Source organism: Paraburkholderia sp. J7 (genome assembly GCF_905220155.1).
In the GTDB taxonomy this organism is placed as follows: domain Bacteria; phylum Pseudomonadota; class Gammaproteobacteria; order Burkholderiales; family Burkholderiaceae; genus Paraburkholderia.
In genome coordinates this window covers 19,927-37,008 of sequence record NZ_CAJMYZ010000010.1, presented here as the reverse complement: position 1 = coordinate 37,008, position 17,082 = coordinate 19,927, and the positions used below count along the sequence as shown (strand labels likewise).

General features: G+C 66.6%; 12 protein-coding genes. 6 read left to right on the top strand and 6 right to left on the bottom strand.

Going from position 1 to position 17,082, the window contains the following annotated elements:
* The first annotated feature begins 36 nt into the window (after window positions 1-36).
* Entirely contained in the window at window positions 37-486 is a 450-nt protein-coding gene (locus tag U5A58_RS17510) for a PaaI family thioesterase (protein WP_321962388.1), read from the top strand.
* 33 nt (window positions 487-519) lie between these two features.
* Here U5A58_RS17510 and U5A58_RS17505 read toward each other — a convergent pair whose 3' ends face one another.
* The gene (locus U5A58_RS17505) at window positions 520-1,431 is read right to left on the bottom strand and encodes a 2-dehydropantoate 2-reductase (RefSeq protein WP_321962387.1); all 912 of its coding nucleotides are present in this window, start codon (window positions 1,429-1,431) and stop codon (window positions 520-522) included.
* Window positions 1,432-1,476: 45 nt separating this feature from the next.
* Complete coding sequence (locus U5A58_RS17500; protein ID WP_321962386.1) at window positions 1,477-2,334, bottom strand: NADPH-dependent oxidoreductase; 858 nt, start codon at window positions 2,332-2,334, stop codon at window positions 1,477-1,479.
* Window positions 2,335-2,621: 287 nt separating this feature from the next.
* On the opposite strand from U5A58_RS17500, the gene U5A58_RS17495 reads away from it, so the two are divergent.
* A complete protein-coding gene (locus U5A58_RS17495) occupies window positions 2,622-3,482 on the top strand; it encodes an oxidoreductase (protein ID WP_321962385.1) in 861 nt (286 codons plus the stop codon).
* Between the two features lie 124 nt (window positions 3,483-3,606).
* Here the strand turns inward: U5A58_RS17495 and U5A58_RS17490 are convergent, their stop codons facing one another.
* The 3 genes from U5A58_RS17490 to U5A58_RS17480 all read right to left on the bottom strand — a co-directional run bounded on the left by U5A58_RS17490 (window position 3,607) and on the right by U5A58_RS17480 (window position 6,242).
* Window positions 3,607-4,008: a DUF3597 domain-containing protein gene (locus tag U5A58_RS17490; RefSeq protein WP_321962384.1), complete on the bottom strand. Its 402-nt coding sequence runs from the start codon at window positions 4,006-4,008 to the stop codon at window positions 3,607-3,609.
* A gap of 183 nt (window positions 4,009-4,191) precedes the next feature.
* Window positions 4,192-4,833 (bottom strand): hypothetical protein, encoded by a 642-nt coding sequence (locus tag U5A58_RS17485; RefSeq protein ID WP_321962383.1) that lies wholly within the window; start codon window positions 4,831-4,833, stop codon window positions 4,192-4,194.
* Between the two features lie 14 nt (window positions 4,834-4,847).
* A complete protein-coding gene (locus tag U5A58_RS17480; protein ID WP_321962382.1) occupies window positions 4,848-6,242 on the bottom strand; it encodes a selenium-binding protein SBP56-related protein in 1,395 nt (464 codons plus the stop codon).
* A 253-nt stretch (window positions 6,243-6,495) separates the two neighbouring features.
* Between U5A58_RS17480 and U5A58_RS17475 the strand changes: the two genes are divergently transcribed.
* Window positions 6,496-6,831, top strand: coding sequence for a DUF4148 domain-containing protein (locus U5A58_RS17475; RefSeq protein ID WP_321962381.1), 336 nt, complete (start codon window positions 6,496-6,498; stop codon window positions 6,829-6,831).
* A 122-nt stretch (window positions 6,832-6,953) separates the two neighbouring features.
* Here U5A58_RS17475 and U5A58_RS17470 read toward each other — a convergent pair whose 3' ends face one another.
* Window positions 6,954-7,511 carry a helix-turn-helix domain-containing protein gene (locus U5A58_RS17470; protein ID WP_321962380.1) on the bottom strand — a complete coding sequence of 186 codons (558 nt, stop codon included), beginning with the start codon at window positions 7,509-7,511 and terminating at the stop codon, window positions 6,954-6,956.
* A gap of 110 nt (window positions 7,512-7,621) precedes the next feature.
* Between U5A58_RS17470 and U5A58_RS17465 the strand changes: the two genes are divergently transcribed.
* The 3 genes from U5A58_RS17465 (at window position 7,622) to pbpC (ending at window position 17,072) form a co-directional block, all read left to right on the top strand.
* Complete coding sequence (locus U5A58_RS17465; protein ID WP_321962379.1) at window positions 7,622-8,410, top strand: SDR family oxidoreductase; 789 nt, start codon at window positions 7,622-7,624, stop codon at window positions 8,408-8,410.
* A gap of 368 nt (window positions 8,411-8,778) precedes the next feature.
* Complete coding sequence (locus tag U5A58_RS17460; RefSeq protein WP_321962378.1) at window positions 8,779-14,799, top strand: MG2 domain-containing protein; 6,021 nt, start codon at window positions 8,779-8,781, stop codon at window positions 14,797-14,799.
* The gene (pbpC, locus tag U5A58_RS17455) at window positions 14,796-17,072 is read left to right on the top strand and encodes a penicillin-binding protein 1C (protein ID WP_321962377.1); all 2,277 of its coding nucleotides are present in this window, start codon (window positions 14,796-14,798) and stop codon (window positions 17,070-17,072) included. Before U5A58_RS17460 ends, pbpC begins: the two co-directional genes overlap by 4 nt.
* Window positions 17,073-17,082 lie beyond the last annotated feature (10 nt).

Genomic DNA, 17,082 nt, shown 5'->3' with positions numbered 1-17,082 from the left:
CGCGCGCACTCGCGCGTCATCGTTGGAGACGCCTGAATGAACCTCGTTGCTGAAATGCCTGCCGGCCTGACCGGCGTCGAACAGTTGCAGCACATGCTGCATGGAAGCCGTGGCCCGGCCATTGGCGAAACGCTTGGCTTCAGGCTGGTCGAAGTCGAAGAGGGCCGCGTGGTGTTCGAAGGCACGCCCGGTCCGCACGTGTACAACCCCATCGGCACGGTGCACGGCGGCTATGCCGCCACGCTGCTCGATTCCGCGTGCGGTTGCGCCGCGCACTCGCGGCTCGGCACGAATCAGGGCTACACCACGCTCGAGCTGAAGGTTGCGTACCACCGGCCCATGACCGCCGATACCGGCCCGGTGCGTGCGGAAGGGCGTGTGCTGAGCATTGGCCGCCGCGCCGCCTTCACGGAGGCCAGCATCACGGATGCGCAGGGCAAGCTCTACGCATCCGCGACTTCCACCTTGCTCGTGTTCGACCGCTAACGCATGACGAGCATGACGACCGGCGCACGCGGGCTAGATCGCCGCGCGCGCCTTGTCCTCGATGAGTCGCACGAGCGTTTGCAGCATACGGTTCGCAGGCGTGGGCACGCCAAGCGCCGCGCCGCGTTTCACGACGTAGCCGTTGAGGTGATCGATCTCGCTGAGTTTGCCGCGCGCGAGATCCTGCGCCGTGGACGAATACTGGCCGGGCATGGTCTGCGCGATGCGCGGCACTGCGCTGTCGATGTCCGGTGGCAGCGTCACGCCGTCGGCCTGAGCGACGGCCACGCATTCGCCCACGATGTCGTGCATCGTCTCGCTCACGCCCGCGCCCTTCACGAGACGCCCATACGGCAATTGCGTGATTGCCGAAAGCGCGTTGTACGCGCAGTTCACGATCAGCTTCGCCCACAGCGCGCCGCGTACATTGGGCGAGATTTCCGTGGGCACGCCTGCGTCGATGAGCGTGCGCGCGGTGGCGTCGCTCGCGCGTGAAGGTTCGATCACCAGTTCGCCGCGCCCGTGATGGCGCACGTGGCCGGGCCCCGCCATCTCCGTGGCGACATAGACCACCGCGGCCGCCACGTCCTGCGGGATCACGGTGCGCAGGCGCTCCGCGTTATCCGCGCCGTTCTGCAGCGTGAGCACGAGCGTGTCGGCGCGCAGATGCGGTTTGATCGCCGCGCCTGCGTTCTCGGTGTCGGTCGACTTTACGCAGAACAGCACGAGGTCGGCGCCCGCCACCGCGGAGGTTTCGGTGCTGGCCGTGAGATGTGGCGCGCCGATGCGCTCGTCGAACTGCTGCGCTTCGACGCGCAGCCCGTCGCGCGTAATGGCCTCGACGTGCTGGGGCCGGCCGATCAAGACCACATCGTGTCCCGCGCGCGCGAGCATGCCGCCGAAAAAGCAGCCTACTGCGCCTGCGCCCATGACGGCGACTTTCATTTGCGTTTCTCCTGTGTGGCGTACGGACTACGTCGTCTGTGATGTTCAGCGCAGCTCGAAGCCGAGCGCGTTGAGCGCGTCGCGCAAGCGGTCGCGGCCATGCAGCGACTCGCGGCTGCGCCAGCGCGCAAGCGAGCGCACGGTCCAGCCCGCCGCGCTCAATCCCTGGGCGGTCTGGAAGCCGCCCATGACCTCGTCGTACTGCGCAATGGCCGCTGCTTGCGAGGGTGCGTCGTATTGTTCGCGGTGGAGTACGACCTCCTGCGGCAAGCGCGGTTTCACATCCGCGGGGCGCGTTTCGTCGGGATAGCCCACGCACAGGCCGAACACCGGGAGCACGCGCGGCGGCAGGCCCAGTTCCGCGGCCACCTGCTCAGGCTGATTGCGGATGCCGCCGATATACACCGCGCTCATGCCGAGCGATTCGAGCGCGACCACGGCGTTTTGCGCGGCAAGCGCCGCATCGATCATGCCGACGACCAGCGTCTCCATGTAGTGCAGACCTTCGACGCTAGCCCCGCTGCGCGCGCCCGCCGCTTCGAGGCGCGAGAGGTCGGCGAGCCACACGAGAAAGAGCGGTGCTGCGCGAACATGCGACTGGCCGCCCGCAAGCTCGGCGAGGCGCGCCTTGCGCTCGGGGTTCTCGATGGCAACCACGCTCCACGTCTGCAGGTTCGACGAGGTCGAGGCCGATTGTGCCGCTGCGATCAACGTTTCGAGCGTGCCTTCAGGCAGCGGACGGTCCGCGTAATTGCGCACCGAGCGATGCGCGAGCAGCGTGTCGAGCGTAGCGTTCCAGTCCGGCAACGGCGCGGACCACGGCGTGCCGTAGCGCGCTTCGAGGGCGCGCACGGCATCGGCGATTTCGGCAGTGGGGTGCGCGGGCGTGGTGACGGTGGACATCGGGTTTCTTCTCCGGCAGGTGACGGTTGAATCGGGCGCGCTGTAATCCGCAGTAATCGACAACTGCGATCGATCGCGGCGCCAAGCGCCGTATGGTACATGGCTCGGGCGATTGGCGCAGGCGTTCACCGGCACGCGATCAAGGGCAAGGGCGCGCCAGCAGACTTCCTGCGTGACCGGTATCATCTGGATCTGCGCATGCGATCGCCCAGGGCGGCGGCCGCCATCTTCTGCTTTCCCCCTGTCTTCGGCAGCCTTGTCTGCCCCTTCTTCCGGGAGGCTATCCCATGTCCGTTGATTCCCAGAATGCAACGCCCGTCTGGTTCGTGACCGGCTGTTCGACCGGCTTTGGCCGCGAGCTTGCGCGCGCCGTGCTCGCGCGCGGCTGGCGCTGCGTGGCGAGCGCGCGCAACAAGGCCTCGCTCGACGATCTCGCGCCCGAGGCCGGCGATCGCCTGCTGCCCGTTTCGCTCGACGTGACCGACGTCGCGCAAATCGACGCCGCCGTCGCGGCCGCGCACAAGCAGTTCGGCGCGGTCGACGTGCTCGTCAACAACGCGGGCTACGGCTACCAGAGTTCGATCGAAGAGGGCGAGGAGCACGCGATCCGCGCGCAATTCGACGCCAACGTGTTCGGCCTGTTCGCACTCACGCGCGCGGTGCTGCCGGGTATGCGCGCGCGCCGCAAGGGACACGTCATCAACATTACGTCGGTGGCGGGGCTCGCCGGCTTTCCGGGTTCCGGCTACTACGCGGCGTCGAAGCATGCGGTGGAGGGATTCTCCGATTCGCTGCTGGCGGAAGCCGGGCCGCTTGGCATCAAGGTGACCTGCGTGGAGCCGGGGCCGTTTCGCACGGACTGGGCAGGCCGCTCGCTCGTGCAGACGCCGAATCGTATCGACGACTATGCCGAAACGGCCGGCGCGCGCATGAAGCGCACGGCTGAAGGCAGCGGGCATCAGCCCGGCGATCCGGTGCGCGCGGCGCAGGCGATGATACGCATCACAGAGGTCGAAAAGCCGCCGCGGCATCTCGTGCTGGGCGCATTCGGCGTGGATGCGGTGGCGAACCGCTTGCGCGCGGCGCTTGCCGATATCGAGGCGTGGCGCGAGTTGAGCCTTGGCACGGATTTTCCAGCGGGGAGTTGAGGCGTTCGGGGTTCACAACGGCCCGCATGGCAGCGACGCGATCGCTCAGCGTTCGCAGCAACTACGCCGGTTCGTGCGGGCAGGCCCGGTGTGAGTCATCACGCCCGGGCCTGCCGGTATGGCATTAGCCGCCCAGATCCGCCGGCAGCTTGCCGCCATTTGCGGCCAGCGCTGCCATGACTTGCCCATGCAGCCATACGTTCATGCTGGCCGAGTCGTTCATGTCGCCGGTGTACTTGAGTTCCTGCGCCAGTTGCTTGCGATGCTCAAGGCTGCTGTCCACACCCAACGCCTTCATCGTGTCCACGATGGACGTGCGCCAGTTGAGCGTCTGCCCGCTTTCCGCAACGAGTTGATCCATCACCGCCGCAACGTCGACATCGGCCAGCGGCGCGGGCGCCGGTGCTGCTTCCGGTGCGGCAGCCTGAGCCGTCGCCGGATCCGGAGTCGGCTCGGCAGCGGGCGGGGCCGCATCGGGTTTGGCCTTGTGAAACAGTTTGTTGACGATGTCACCGAAGATACTCATTTCTCTCTCCTTTGGTTCAGGGGTTGGCGTGTTGGCTAACAAGGCACCCACGCTAATCGCGCAGCGACCTGCCGGCAAGTATCGCGCAGTTCGCGCAGGCACAGTTTCAGGAAAGGTCAAGGATGCGCGGGCACTGTCCAACCGCAAACAGACGATGCCGCCCCGAGAGTTTGAATCGACGACTCACGCCGTCGCGATCATCAATGTGCCAGTCGCCACGAGCGCTCCGCGCCAGAGCCAGTCGAAATTGATCCAGCCCCGCCGCAACACGCCAAGGCCGAGATACTCGTAGGCAAGCAGCGCGATGGCCGCCGTGGTGGCGAGCGTCGTGACCGTATGCAGTGCGGTGAACGCAAACGAAAGCGCAAGCGGGTTCGCAAGGCCCGCTGTGCCGCCCGCGCCTGCGCACAGCGGCAGCATGGCGGGCATCAGCATGAGTCCCGCGCCGTGCAGCGTGGCCATCAACGCGGACCATGCCGCAAGCCCGGCAAAGCCCACGGTCATCCCCACGCGCACACGGTGCCGGTGCCCATACGCGTGCTGCCAGGCGGCCCATGCGATGAGTAGCGCACCGAGCCCCCAATGCAGCGCGGCAAGCGGCAGGTGCGCGCCCAGCGCTGCCGTGGAACTCGTGAACAGCAGAATGGATGCCGCATGACCGAGCGCGATAGGCGGCAACGCGAACAGCAGCGCTGTGCGGCTTCCGCGCTGCAGACCGAGCGCGGTTGCGAAGAGCCAACCCATCGCCGGGTTCACACCGTGAAAGACGCCGCTGCCCACTACGGCTGCCCAGGCGCCCCAGTGTGTGCCAAAGACTTCCTCCATACGATGCTCCGCGCTTATGGGTAGCAGTACGAATCAGATGAGCAATCGCCGCCTTCGAGCCGCATCTGGTGAGGCCGGTGCGACTTCGGCCATTCGACAAAGAAGCGCTCGTCGAACTCGAGGCCGCCGTCGGGCGCGGCGTCGAGTTTCACCATCCAGCCGTCGATGCCTTCGGGATAGAACTGCCCGTCGATCGCACCATACAGCGAGTTGCTGAAATAGACGCGCCGGCCGTCGCGGCTCGCTTCCACCATTTGCGGTCCGCCGTTGAGCTTGCGCCCGGGCGCGAAGGGATGCGCCGCGTGCGCCGCAATGCCGCCGATGCGCACGCACCCCGTCAGACGCGCATTCTCCGGGTCCGACACATCGTATTGCCGCAAATCCCCCGTTCCCCAGCATGACGCGTAGAGAAAGCGGTCGTCGAGCGAGAGCGCGATATCGGTGACGAGCGGCGGCACCGCCGCAAAGCCCTTGAGCATGGGCGGCAGATGTTCGGGATCGGCCGGCTCGGCCGGAATTTCGATGATCTTGCGCGCGGCCCACTGGTCGCCGTCGAGATACCACTGCCAGATCGAGGCCGAGAGGTCCTTCAGGCTGATCACGGAATTCACGAAGCCGTAGGGTCGCGTGGGGTTGTGCGCGGGGCGCAGCTCGAACACGAGCTGGTTTTCCGCGCCGAAGTCGAGCACCTGCTTGTGCTGGCGCGTGTGCAAATCCCAGAAGTGCAGGCGATGGCCATACTGGCCGCCGAGCAGCACTTCGGGCACGAGGCCGTTCTCGAAGTCCGCAGGCAGGCCCCATTCGCTCGTCACGAGCGTGTCATAACCGAGGTGCCACCAGCCGTCGTAGGCGAGTTGTTGCGGGCCGCGGTCGATCTCCCACTGGCCGAGAATGTCGAAGCTCTCGTGGTCCATCAGAAAGACGCCGCCTGGCGCCTCGCCCTGCGCGTTCGCAAGCGACGTCACATAAATGCCTTCCGGCCCGCAATGCACGGTGTGGGGCCGTGTATAGCCCGCGCGTTGCGCGACGCTCTCGGGTTCGTGCACGCGCGCGATATGGGGGCGACGTGCATCGGGCTTCGTGTCGACAATATGAATGCGCGAGGAGCGTATCCCAGGCACGATGAGATAGCGGCGCTCGGTATGCGCGTGAGGGGCGTTTGGGCACAGACACGAACTGCAGGCATTCCAGCCGAAGTGATGGAGCTCGTCGCCGACATTGGGCATCGGCAGCCGGTGCACGATGCACCCAAATTCCGGTGAACGCGGGTCCAGATCGACCACATCGAGTGAATCGGGCACGCTGCGCGTGGGGTCGAAGCTGGCGACGTACGCCAGTGTCTCCGGTGGGGCGTCGCCAGCCATGCGCGCAGACGGGTAGAAGGTCGGGTCCGGTTGCCATGTCGCCATTGCTGCCTCCTCATCGAAGATTCGGAAGAGTCCCTATCATGCATCAGAGTGGAACAGTGCGTTGCGCACATGCTCCATATTCCAAACGAATAGAAGCTTATGCATTTGAGCAATGAGAGTGGATTATCTGCCCTGAGAGAATAGTAAATTCGCGTTTGCGGCATTTATTCGCAAGGCCAACGTTCCTAGACTTGTACTCAACGGATGCAGACAAGCTGCTGCGCCGATTCGACCAAGTTACTGGAGGTGAGTCATGAGAACGCTAATCAAGGCCGTTGCGATCGCTGCTGTGCTTGCAGCGCCGGCCATTTCATTTGCGCAGTCGCAAGGCACCAATGGTCCTGTGACGCGCGCCCAGGTGCGCAGTGAGCTCGTGCAACTCGAAGCGGCGGGTTATCGTCCTTCGACGAACGATCTGAATTACCCCAATGATCTGCAACGCGCCCAGGCGCGCGTGAACGCGCAAAATGGCGCAGCCGTTGCGCAGGCAACCGGTTATGGTCCGGCCACGAGCGGCTCTTCGGAAAGCGGCTCGCGCACCGATGGCGCAGTGAGCAGCTATTCGCCGCCGGTGTATAACGCGCGTTGAGTTTGACTGCGGGACGAAGCCGATTCGTGCCGCATAGCGACTATCAGCCCGCAACGGCGCGAATGCGCGCGGCGGGCTGATTCACTTCGCGCCTGCTCACACAACACAGGCAGGGGCCGCTTTCAGTCATGCGGTGCTTCACGTTCGCCAATCCAGGCGCGCGTGGACTTGAGGATCTCGTTCGATAGCGCGGGATCGTCGCACAAGCGCGCAAGCACCACCGCACCCACCATCGCGGCCCAGCCACCTATCGCCGCCTGGCGCGCCGCTGCGGCATCCACGCCATTCACGCCCGCGCTCAAGCGCCCGATTTGACGCTCGAGTCCTGCCGCCATGACGGCGCGCGCCTCGGGCGTTTGCCGTGCCGTTTCAGCGGCGAGCGCCGCAGTCGGACAGCCGCCCGCTACGTTGTCGCGATGCTGGGCCGAGAGATAGCGCGACGCATAGCGCGCCAGATCGGTATCGCCGCCTTCGCCCTGTGCGAAGACGTGGGCGAGCGTTTGCGCGATCAATTCGTCCTTCGACTTGAAGTAGCCGTAGAACCCGCCGTGCGTGAGCCCGGCGGCGCTCATCACGTCCGCGACGGTCACCGCATCGTAGCCGTGCTCGCGAAAGAGCCGGCCCGCAGCTTCCAGGATCTGCTGGCGATTGATCTCCACCTGTTCGCGACTGACCCTCATTGTTCTCTCCGCTTTCCTTCGATCGACGCTTGACATTATACATGACGATCATCATGATTCCGTTTACATGACGTTCATCATGTAAACGGAATCCCCAAGGAGAAGTTTCGATGTCTGCTAAACCTGCTGTCCTGATCACTGGCGCATCCACGGGCATCGGCGCCGTGTACGCCGACCGTTTCGCCAAGCGCGGTCATGACCTCGTGCTGGTGGCGCGCGATCGCGCCCGCATGGAAGACCTCGCGGCGCGCCTGCGCGAGCGCGATGGCGTGAACGTGGAAATCGTTCGCGCCGATCTGGCCTCGCATGCCGACCTTGCGCTGCTGGAGGCGCGCCTCGCGGAAGACTCACGCATCGGCGTGCTGATCAATAACGCAGGTGCGAGCCTGCCGGGCACGTTCGTCGAGCAGGGCCCGGAAGCAGTGGGCGGCCTCATCGGCCTGAACGTCACGGCGGTTGCACGCCTCGCCGCAGCAGTCGCGCCGCGTTTTGCGCGCGAAGGCAAGGGGGCGATCGTGAACGTCGGTTCGGTCATCGGTCTTGCGCCCGAGTTTCGCTCGAGCGTGTACGGCGCGACGAAGGCATTCGTGCTGTATTTTTCGCAGTCGTTGAATCTGGAACTTGGCGCGAAAGGCGTGTACGTTCAGGCCGTCGTGCCTGGCGCCACCCGCACCGAAATCTGGGAGCGCTCCGGCAAGGACGTGAACGCATTGCCGGCCGTGATGGAAGTGGGCGAACTCGTCGACGCGGCGCTCGTGGGCTATGACCGGCGCGAGACGGTGACGATCCCGCCGCTGCCCGATGCGCAGCAGTGGGACGACTACGAAGCCGCCCGGTCTGCGATGTTCGCAAACTTTGGCCAATCGAAGCCGGCGGCGCGCTATCGCGAAGCCATGTAGTCCGATGTATTGCGAGCGGCCGCCGGCCGCTCGCGTTCCATGGCGCGGCTGCGGGGCGCGGTAATCTCCTCAGCGCGCCTTCTCTACGCATCATCGCCACACGTTTGCGCCATCTCCCACCGGCTCGCGTTCGCAAGCCAGGCTAGCGTGTTTCACGCGGTCCTCCCTCCACCGTAGCCCCTTCGAAAATTCAGCGGTTTCCGATATCGCCGGTTGCCAGGTCGCGGCATGCTGCGCGTTCGGTGCGAGCCGCCTGCGCAAGCGCGCGGCCGGCCATTCCTGGCGCGTAAGCGTGCGGCGCCCTGTACCATTCACCGCACGCCGCCCGGCACTGGCCGCGCGGCGTGCGCGCAAACGAGGACCGGTCGATGCAACGAACAACACGAAAAACTGGCGGGTGGTGGACGTTGGCGCTAGCGCTGGTGCTGGGCTTATGCATGGTCTGGGCGTGGCGCGCCTATGCCGCGCGCGTGGTGAGCGTGTCGCCCCAGGGGACGGTGGCACAAGTGCGCCAGGCGGTGGTGAAGTTCGACGAGGCCATGGTGGCGTTCGGCGCGCCCGACGCGAAGGACCCCGCGCGCCTGCAATGCAGCAATGCGGCGGCCAGTGCGGGCCAGGGCCGCTGGATCGACGGCAAGACGTGGGCCTACGATTTCGCCGCCGATCTGCCGCCCGACGTGCAATGCAGCGTCACGCTCGCCGACGGGCTCAAGTCGCAGGCCGGCAACGCCGTGACGGGCGCGCGCCGCTTCACGTTCTCGACGGGCGGTCCGTTTCCGGTGAGCGTGCGACCCTATGGTGGCGAAATAGAGGAAAACCAGGTATTCGTGCTGAAGCTCAATGGCCCCGCCACGCCGGCTTCCGTGCGCGAACACGTATGGTGCGAGTCGGGTGGGCTCGGCAACCGCATTCCGGTGCAGCTTGCCGATGCATCCACGCGCGCGGTGCTGCTCAAACATTTCCGGCTCGAGAAGGACAGCGCCAGCGTGCTCACGCTCGCCTGCCAGCAAACGCTGCCCTCCAGCGCGAAGATGCAACTCGTGTATGGCAAGGGCGTGCTGGGACCGAACGGCACGCCCAACGACGTGGAACGCCGCTTCGACTTCACGGTGCGCGCGCCCTTCACCGCGAGCATGAGTTGCGAGCGTGAGAATGCGAAGGCGCCATGCACGCCGCTGCGGCCCCTGCGCATCGACCTGAGCGCGCCCATCACGCGCGCCGACGCGCAGAAGTTCCGCCTGCAAGGGCCGAAGGGCGAAATCGCTCCGACCTTCCGTGCAGACGACAAGGATAACGAAGTCAGTTCGATCTCGTTCGCCGCGCCGTTGCCCGATCACGCAACGCTCACGCTCACCGCGCCAGCGGGCCTCAAGGACGTCAGCGGTCGAGCGCTCGCGAACGCCGACCTGTTCCCGCTGCACACGGCAACCGCGCCGATGCCGCCGCTCGCGAAATTTCCGTCCTCGACTTTCGGCATCATCGAGCGCTATGCGGAGCCGGGCACGCCGCCGCTCGTGCCGGTCACACTGCGCAACGTCGAGGCCGACCTGCACGTGCAGGGGCTCAACGCGGGCGAAGCGAAGTTCGCAAAACTCGCGGTGCAGTCCGACATCGACATGCGCCGCTGGATGCGTCTCGTCGATCAATTCGACAACTTCGGCATGAGCGAAACGTCGATCGACAAGCTGATGCCGGGGTTGCTCGCGCGAGCAAAGTCGCCGGTGGTGATTCCGCGCACGACGGGTGATGGGGACGACGACGCGAAGGAGCGCATCATCGACGTGCGTTCGCTTTCGCTGCTCGAGGGCCAGCCGGGCGTGCAGACGCTCACGCTGCCGAAGGCCGACCCCAAGGCGCTGCGGCCGTTCGAAGTGGTGGGCATACCCGTGCCGAAGCCGGGCTTCTATGTGATCGAACTCGCTTCGCCCTCGCTAGGGGCATCCTTGCTCGGCAAGCCCGCGCCCATGTACGTGCGCACGACCGTGCTCGTCACGAATCTCGGCGTGCATTTCAAGCAGGGCCGCGAGAACAGCGTGGTGTGGGTCACGTCGCTCGACAAGGGCGAGCCGGTAGCGGGCGCGGACGTGCACGTATCGGATTGCAATGGCGAGACGCTCGCGACGGGAAAAACAGATTCCCACGGACTGCTGACGATCGACGGCCCGCTTTCGAACCGCCGTGACTGCGGCGAAGACAGTTTCAGCGGGCTATTCGTCTCAGCGCGCATCGACGACCCCAAAACGGGCCCCGACATGGCCTTCGTGCAGTCGGACTGGAATCGCGGCATCGAGTCGTGGCGCTTCAATGTGCCGACCGATACGAGCGTGGCGCCCACGGTGCGCGCGCATACCGTGTTCGACCGTACGCTGCTGCGCGCGGGCGAGACGGTGTCGATGAAGCACTTCATCCGCGCGCAGACGATGCATGGCTTCGTGTTCCCGCAGCAGTACCCCACGCGCGTGACGATACGCCATGCGGGCAGCGGGCAGACGTGGCACCTGCCGCTCAAATGGGCCGCCGACCATACGGCCGATTCGACCTTTGCATTGCCGCCCGAAGCGAAGCTTGGCGAATACGACGTCTCGCTCGACGACGGCGACGCGCACGCGAGCACGGCGGCCCAAGGCAATGACGAAGCCGACAGCAGCGCCGACGCGATACACATGAGCTACGACAGCGGCAGCTTCCGCGTGGAGGCGTTCCGCTTGCCGGTGCTCAAGGGCACGATAGCCGTACAGAACGAGAAAACATCGCCGCTCGTCGCGGCGACGCAAGCGAGCGTCGCGGTGCAGATCGATTACGTGTCGGGCGGCGCGGCGTCGAATCTTCCCGTGCAGGTTTCGGCGCTCGTGAAGGAGACGACGCCGTCATTCGCCGGCACGTACAGCGATTTCAGTTTCACGCCGTACGTGAGCAGGAACCAGGCCGACAACACATCCGAAGACGACGAGAGCGGCCCACAGGAGGATAACGAGGTCGCGAAGCTCGTGGCCGACAAGGAGCCGCTCACGCTCGACCGCAACGGTGCGGGTACGCTGGTGCTGAAAAGCCTGCCGAGCGTGGAGGGACCGAAGCGCCTGGCGCTAGAAGCGACCTTCGCGGACCCGAACGGCGAGGTGCAGACCATCAGCGGTGCGGCCACGCTCTGGCCAGCGGCCGTAGTGGCGGGCATCAAGTCGGGGCATTGGGTTTCCGTGGGCAATACGGTGCCGGTCACTGCGATTGCGCTCGACTTGCAGGGCAAGCCGCACGCGGGCGTGAAGCTCGAAGTGCGGGGCGTCGCGAAGATCACGACCACGTCGCGCAAGCGCATGGTGGGGGGCTTCTACGCCTACGACAACCACACTCAAACGCGCGATCTCGGCACGCTGTGCAGCGGCACGAGCGACGATCACGGCTTGCTCACGTGCAACGCCAAGCTCAAGGAAGCGGGCAACATCCAGCTCGTTGCGACGGCGCGCGACGGCGACGGCCATGCATCCACGGCAACGACTTCGGTTTGGGTCACGCGCGAGGAAGAACTCTGGTTCGGCAGCGAAAACACGGACCGCATCGACGTGTTGCCCGAAAAGACGAGCTACGAACCCGGCGAGACCGCGCGCTTCCAGGTGCGCATGCCGTTTCGCTTCGCGACGGCGCTCGTGGCCGTGGAGCGCGAGGGCATCATCGAAACGCACGTGGTGCAGCTCGACGGGCGCGACCCGACCGTCGAGCTGAAGGTGAGCGACACGTGGGGGCCGAACGTGTACGTTTCGGTGCTTGCGCTGCGTGGGCGTATTCACGAAGTGCCGTGGTACTCGTTCTTCACCTGGGGCTGGAAGGCGCCGCTCGAATGGGCGCGAGCGTTCTGGTATGAAGGCCGCCAGTACGAGGCGCCCACGCCGCTCGTCGATCTGTCGAAGCCCGCCTTCCGCTACGGCCTCGCGCAAATCCGCGTGGGCGACGCGGCGCACCGGCTGGCGGTGAACGTGACGCCCGATGCGAAACGCTACGCGGTACGCGCAACGTCGCATGTACAGTTGCGCGTGCAACTACCTGACGGCCAGCCGGTTCCGGCGGGCACGCAGATCGCCGTGGCGGCCGTGGACGAGGCGTTGCTCGAACTCATGCCGAACCGCAGCTGGGACCTGCTCGACGCCATGCTGCAGCAACGCGCCTACGGCGTGGAAACTTCTACAGCGCAGATGGAGATCGTCGGGCGTCGTCACTTCGGGCGTAAGGCCGTGCCGGCGGGCGGCGGCGGGGGCCATGGCGCGACGCGCGAACTCTTCGACACGCTGCTCTACTGGAACCCGCGTGTCACGCTCGACGCGAAGGGGACGGCGCAAGTGGATGTGCCGCTGAACGACTCGATCACGCGTTTTCGCATTGTCGCGATCGCGGCGAGCGGGGCGGCGCGTTTCGGCACCGGCAGCGCGACCATCGAGAGCACGCAAGACCTGCAGCTGATTTCGGGCCTGCCGCCGCAAGTGCGCGAAGGCGATACCTTCCGCGCGCAATTCACCCTGCGCAATACGACTGCGCGCGCGATGAAAGTGCTGGTCACGCCGAACGTGCCGCCGCTCGCGCTCGCCGCGCAGACTGTGGACCTCGCGCCCAATGCCTCGCAAGAGATTGCGTGGACGGTCGCGGTTCCTGACGATCTCGCCGAGGCGGAGCGGCCCGCGCTCGTGTGGAACGTGAGCGCGGCGGAGCAGGGCGGCGCGCACGCGGCGGACGCGGTGAAGCTCGCGCAGCAGGTGAGCGCGGCGATACCCGTGACGGTGCAGCAGGCCACGCTCGCGCAAGTGGACGGCACGCTCTCGATTCCCGTTGCGCCGCCGGCCAATGCGAGCGTCACGCGCGCAGGCGTGGTGCGAGGCGGCATCGCGGTGTCGCTGCAGCCGAAGCTCGCGGATGGTTTGCCCGGCGTGCGCCGCTGGTTCACGCGCTATCCGTATTCCTGCCTCGAGCAGCAAACGTCGATCGCGATCGGTCTGCGGGACCCTGCGCGCTGGCAGGCGGAGCTGGCGCGCATGCCGGTGTATCTGGATCGCGACGGCCTCGCGAACTACTTCCCGCCCGCCGACGGCAGCGCAAGCCACGGCAGCACCGCGCTCACCGCGTATCTGCTCACGGTGAGCGACGAGGCGTCGAAGCTCGACCCGCGCTTCGCGCTTCCCGACGCCTTGCGTAGCAAGATGGTCGAGGGCCTCACGCGCTTCGTGGAAGGCCGTATCGAGCGCAATTCGTGGGCGCCGCGCCGCGACCTCGATCTGCGCAAGCTCGCGGCCATCGACGCGCTCTCGCGCTACGGCGCGGCGAACGCACGCCAGTTCGGCTCGATCGAGATCGCGCCGAACCAGTGGCCTACGTCGGCGGTCATCGACTATGCGGAAAGTCTCGCGCGCATGCGCGACGTGCCGGAGCGCGCGGAAAAACTGGCACAGCTCGATCAGATCCTGCGCTCGCGTCTTACGTGGCAGGGCACGCAGCTTACGTTCTCTACAGCCGCCGAAGACGATCTGTGGTGGCTCATGACGGGCACCGAAGTCAACGCGGCGCGCCTCGCGCTGGCGTTCGTCGATAACCCGGCGTGGAAGGATGAAATGCCGCGGCTCTTGGCGGGCCTGCTCGCGATGCAACGCAATGGCGCATGGAGCACGACGACCGCGAACGCCTACGGCTCGCTTGCGGTCGAGCGCTTCTCGCGCGCATTCGAGCGCGATCCGGTAACCGGCGCGACGAAGCTTCAGCTCGGCGATACGTCTCGCGTCGTCGATTGGAACGTGGCGGCGCAAGCGGCATCGAGCGCGAGCGGGGCCACGGCGGCGACGCGCAATGCGCCCGCGCGCAGCACGCTTCTCGCATGGCCAAAGCAGAGCGGGACCCTCACGCTGGCTCAGGAGGGAAGCGGCAAACCGTGGGCTACAGTCGAAAGCCTCGCGGCTCTCGCGTTGCGCGCGCCGTTCGCGGCAGGCTATCGCATCACGAAGACCGTCACGCCGGTGAGCGCAGCAGTGAAGGGCGTGTACACGCGCGGCGACATCGTGCGCGTGCGCCTCGACATCGACGCGCAAACCGACATGACGTGGGTCGTCGTCAACGACCCGATTCCCGCGGGCGCGACGATCCTGGGCTCCGGGCTCGGGCGCGATTCGGCCGTGGCGACGCAGGGCGAGAAGCAGGACGAGAACGGTCCATGGCCCGCATTCATCGAGCGCGGCTTCGACGGCTATCGTGCGTATTACGAGTTTCTGCCGAAGGGCAAGGTCTCGGTGGAGTACACGGTGCGGCTCAACAACGTCGGCACGTTTGGGCTGCCGCCCACGCGCGTCGAGGCGCTTTATGCGCCGGCTACGTTCGGCGTCGCGCCGAATGCGCCAGTGGTCGTGAAGGCAGCGCAATGAGCCGCCTGGTCGCGCTACGGCATCGCTGCACGTGGGCACTTGGTGTTGCCACGCTATGCCTCGTGTTGCTGCCGTTGCCCGCATTTGCATTGCCGACGTTCGATGACGTGCGCGGCCAGTGGCAAAGCTCCGACTGGGTGCTGCTCGCGCGCGACGGCACGCCGCTGCAGCGCACGCGCGTGGAACACACCGCGAGGCGCGGCGACTGGGTGGCGCTCGCCGACGTCTCGCCGGCGCTGCGCGAAGCGATCGTCGTTTCGGAGGACAAACGATTCTACGAGCATAGCGGCGTGGACTGGCGCGGCGCGGCGGCCGCCGCGTGGGCGAACCTGTGGAATACGCGCACGCGCGGGGCCTCCACGGTCACGATGCAGCTTACCGGCCTGCTCGACGACGACCCGAAGCACTCGGGCCAGCGCTCGCTCGCGCAAAAGGCCGTGCAGGCGGTGGACGCGTTGCGGCTCGAGCATAACTGGCGCAAGGACCAGATTCTCGAAGCATATTTGAACCTCGTGCCGTTTCGCGGCGAGTCGGTGGGGCTTTCCGCGCTTTCGCAAACGCTGTTCGGCAAGGCGCCATCGGGCCTCGACGAGCGCGAATCGGCCGTCGCCGCCGCGCTGATCCGCGCACCGAATGCGCCCTATATGAAGGTCGCCACGCGTGCGTGCCGCATTCTGCGCGACATGCGCGCCGCGAACGTCGATAGCAGCTGCCCCAATCTCGATGCCTTCGTGCAGATGGCTTTCGCGCGCCCGTCCATCGCCGCCGACGATCCTTCGCTTGATGGCCGCAGCGAAAACTCGCCGCAGCTTGCGCCGCACTTCGCGCGCCAGATCGCGAACGCCGTGCACCCCACGCCCGGCATGCGCGTGCGCTCGACGCTCGACGCGAGCCTGCAACGCTACGCGCGCGACACGCTCACGCGCACGCTCATCGAACTCAACGCGCGAGCGCATCCGCGCAACGTTCAGGACGGCGCGGTGGTCGTGCTCGACAACGCAACGGGCGAAGTGCTCGCCTGGGTCGGATCATCAGGAGGCCTGTCGAAAGCGCGCGAGGTCGACGCGGCGCTTGCGCTGCGCCAGGCTGGCTCGACGCTCAAGCCTTTTCTCTACGCCGAGGCCATCGACGAGCGCCGCGTGACGACCGCTTCGCTGCTCGACGACGCGCCGCTCGATCTTGCCGCAGGCGGCGGCCTCTACATGCCGCAGAACTACGACAAGGGCTTCAAGGGCTGGGTGAGCGTGCGCACCGCGCTCGGTTCGTCGCTGAACGTGCCGGCTGTGCGCACGCTCGTGATGGTCACGCCGCACCGGTTCGCGAAAACGCTCACGGCGCTCGGCCTGCCGCTCACGCAAGCGGGCGACTACTACGGCTTCAGCCTCGCGCTGGGCAGTGCGGACGTGAGCCTCGTCACGCTCACGAATGCGTATCGCGCGCTGGCCAATGGCGGCGTCGTGAGCCCGATCGCCGAATTGCCCGCGCCTGCGAAGGCGGTATCCAGTCCGGCGCCAAAGCGCGTATTCAGCCGCGAGTCCGCGTTCATCGTCACCGACGTTCTCGCGGACAACAACGCGCGCACGCGTACCTTCGATTTCGACAGCCCGCTCGATACGCGCATGTTTTCCGCAGTCAAGACGGGCACGAGCAAGGACATGCGCGACAACTGGACCGTGGGCTTCACGTCGCGCTATACGGTGGGCGTATGGGTCGGCAACGCGGACGGCTCGCCCATGTGGGACGTTTCCGGCGTGACCGGTGCGGCGCCGGTGTGGGCCGCCATCGTCGGCTATCTGCATCGGCGCGTGCCGAGCGTCGCGCCGGCCGCGCCACCTGGCGTCGAACGCGTGCGCGTGCAGTTCGTCGATGCCGTGGAGCCCGCGCGCAACGAGTGGTTCATCGCAGGCACGTCGACTCCGCTGGTGGGCCTCGCCTCGAACGCCGCCGATCTCGCGCGCGGCCCGGCGCAGATCGGCAGTCCTGTTGACGGTACGATCTTCGCGCTCGATCCCGATATTCCCGCGCAGCGTCAGCGCGTTTGGTTTGAGCGCGCGACGGGCTCGACCGCGCGTGTGAACTGGCGCCTTGATGGCAAGGTGTTGGGCGCCGCCGCGCGCGTGGCGTGGCTGCCGTGGCCCGGCAAGCACACGCTCGAACTCGTCGATGCGCGAGGGCAGGTGATCGACACCGTGCGCTTCGAGGTGCGCGGCGCGCTTGCGAAGCCGCAGAAGTCGATGCGCGCCGACGCCGCGCAAGGCGGCGTGGCGCGCTGAGGGGGGGCCG

Excerpts from the sequence above, each read along its gene's own strand:
- U5A58_RS17485 (WP_321962383.1), bottom strand. The coding sequence starts at position 4,833 with ATGGAGGAAGTCTTTGGCACACACTGGGGCGCCTGGGCAGCCGTAGTG.
- U5A58_RS17480 (WP_321962382.1), bottom strand. The coding sequence starts at position 6,242 with ATGGCGACATGGCAACCGGACCCGACCTTCTACCCGTCTGCGCGCATG.
- U5A58_RS17465 (WP_321962379.1), top strand. The coding sequence starts at position 7,622 with ATGTCTGCTAAACCTGCTGTCCTGATCACTGGCGCATCCACGGGCATC.
- U5A58_RS17460 (WP_321962378.1), top strand. The coding sequence starts at position 8,779 with ATGCAACGAACAACACGAAAAACTGGCGGGTGGTGGACGTTGGCGCTA.
- U5A58_RS17500 (WP_321962386.1), bottom strand. The coding sequence starts at position 2,334 with ATGTCCACCGTCACCACGCCCGCGCACCCCACTGCCGAAATCGCCGAT.
- U5A58_RS17475 (WP_321962381.1), top strand. The coding sequence starts at position 6,496 with ATGAGAACGCTAATCAAGGCCGTTGCGATCGCTGCTGTGCTTGCAGCG.
- pbpC (WP_321962377.1), top strand. The coding sequence starts at position 14,796 with ATGAGCCGCCTGGTCGCGCTACGGCATCGCTGCACGTGGGCACTTGGT.
- U5A58_RS17495 (WP_321962385.1), top strand. The coding sequence starts at position 2,622 with ATGTCCGTTGATTCCCAGAATGCAACGCCCGTCTGGTTCGTGACCGGC.
- U5A58_RS17510 (WP_321962388.1), top strand. The coding sequence starts at position 37 with ATGAACCTCGTTGCTGAAATGCCTGCCGGCCTGACCGGCGTCGAACAG.
- U5A58_RS17470 (WP_321962380.1), bottom strand. The coding sequence starts at position 7,511 with ATGAGGGTCAGTCGCGAACAGGTGGAGATCAATCGCCAGCAGATCCTG.
- U5A58_RS17490 (WP_321962384.1), bottom strand. The coding sequence starts at position 4,008 with ATGAGTATCTTCGGTGACATCGTCAACAAACTGTTTCACAAGGCCAAA.
- U5A58_RS17505 (WP_321962387.1), bottom strand. The coding sequence starts at position 1,431 with ATGAAAGTCGCCGTCATGGGCGCAGGCGCAGTAGGCTGCTTTTTCGGC.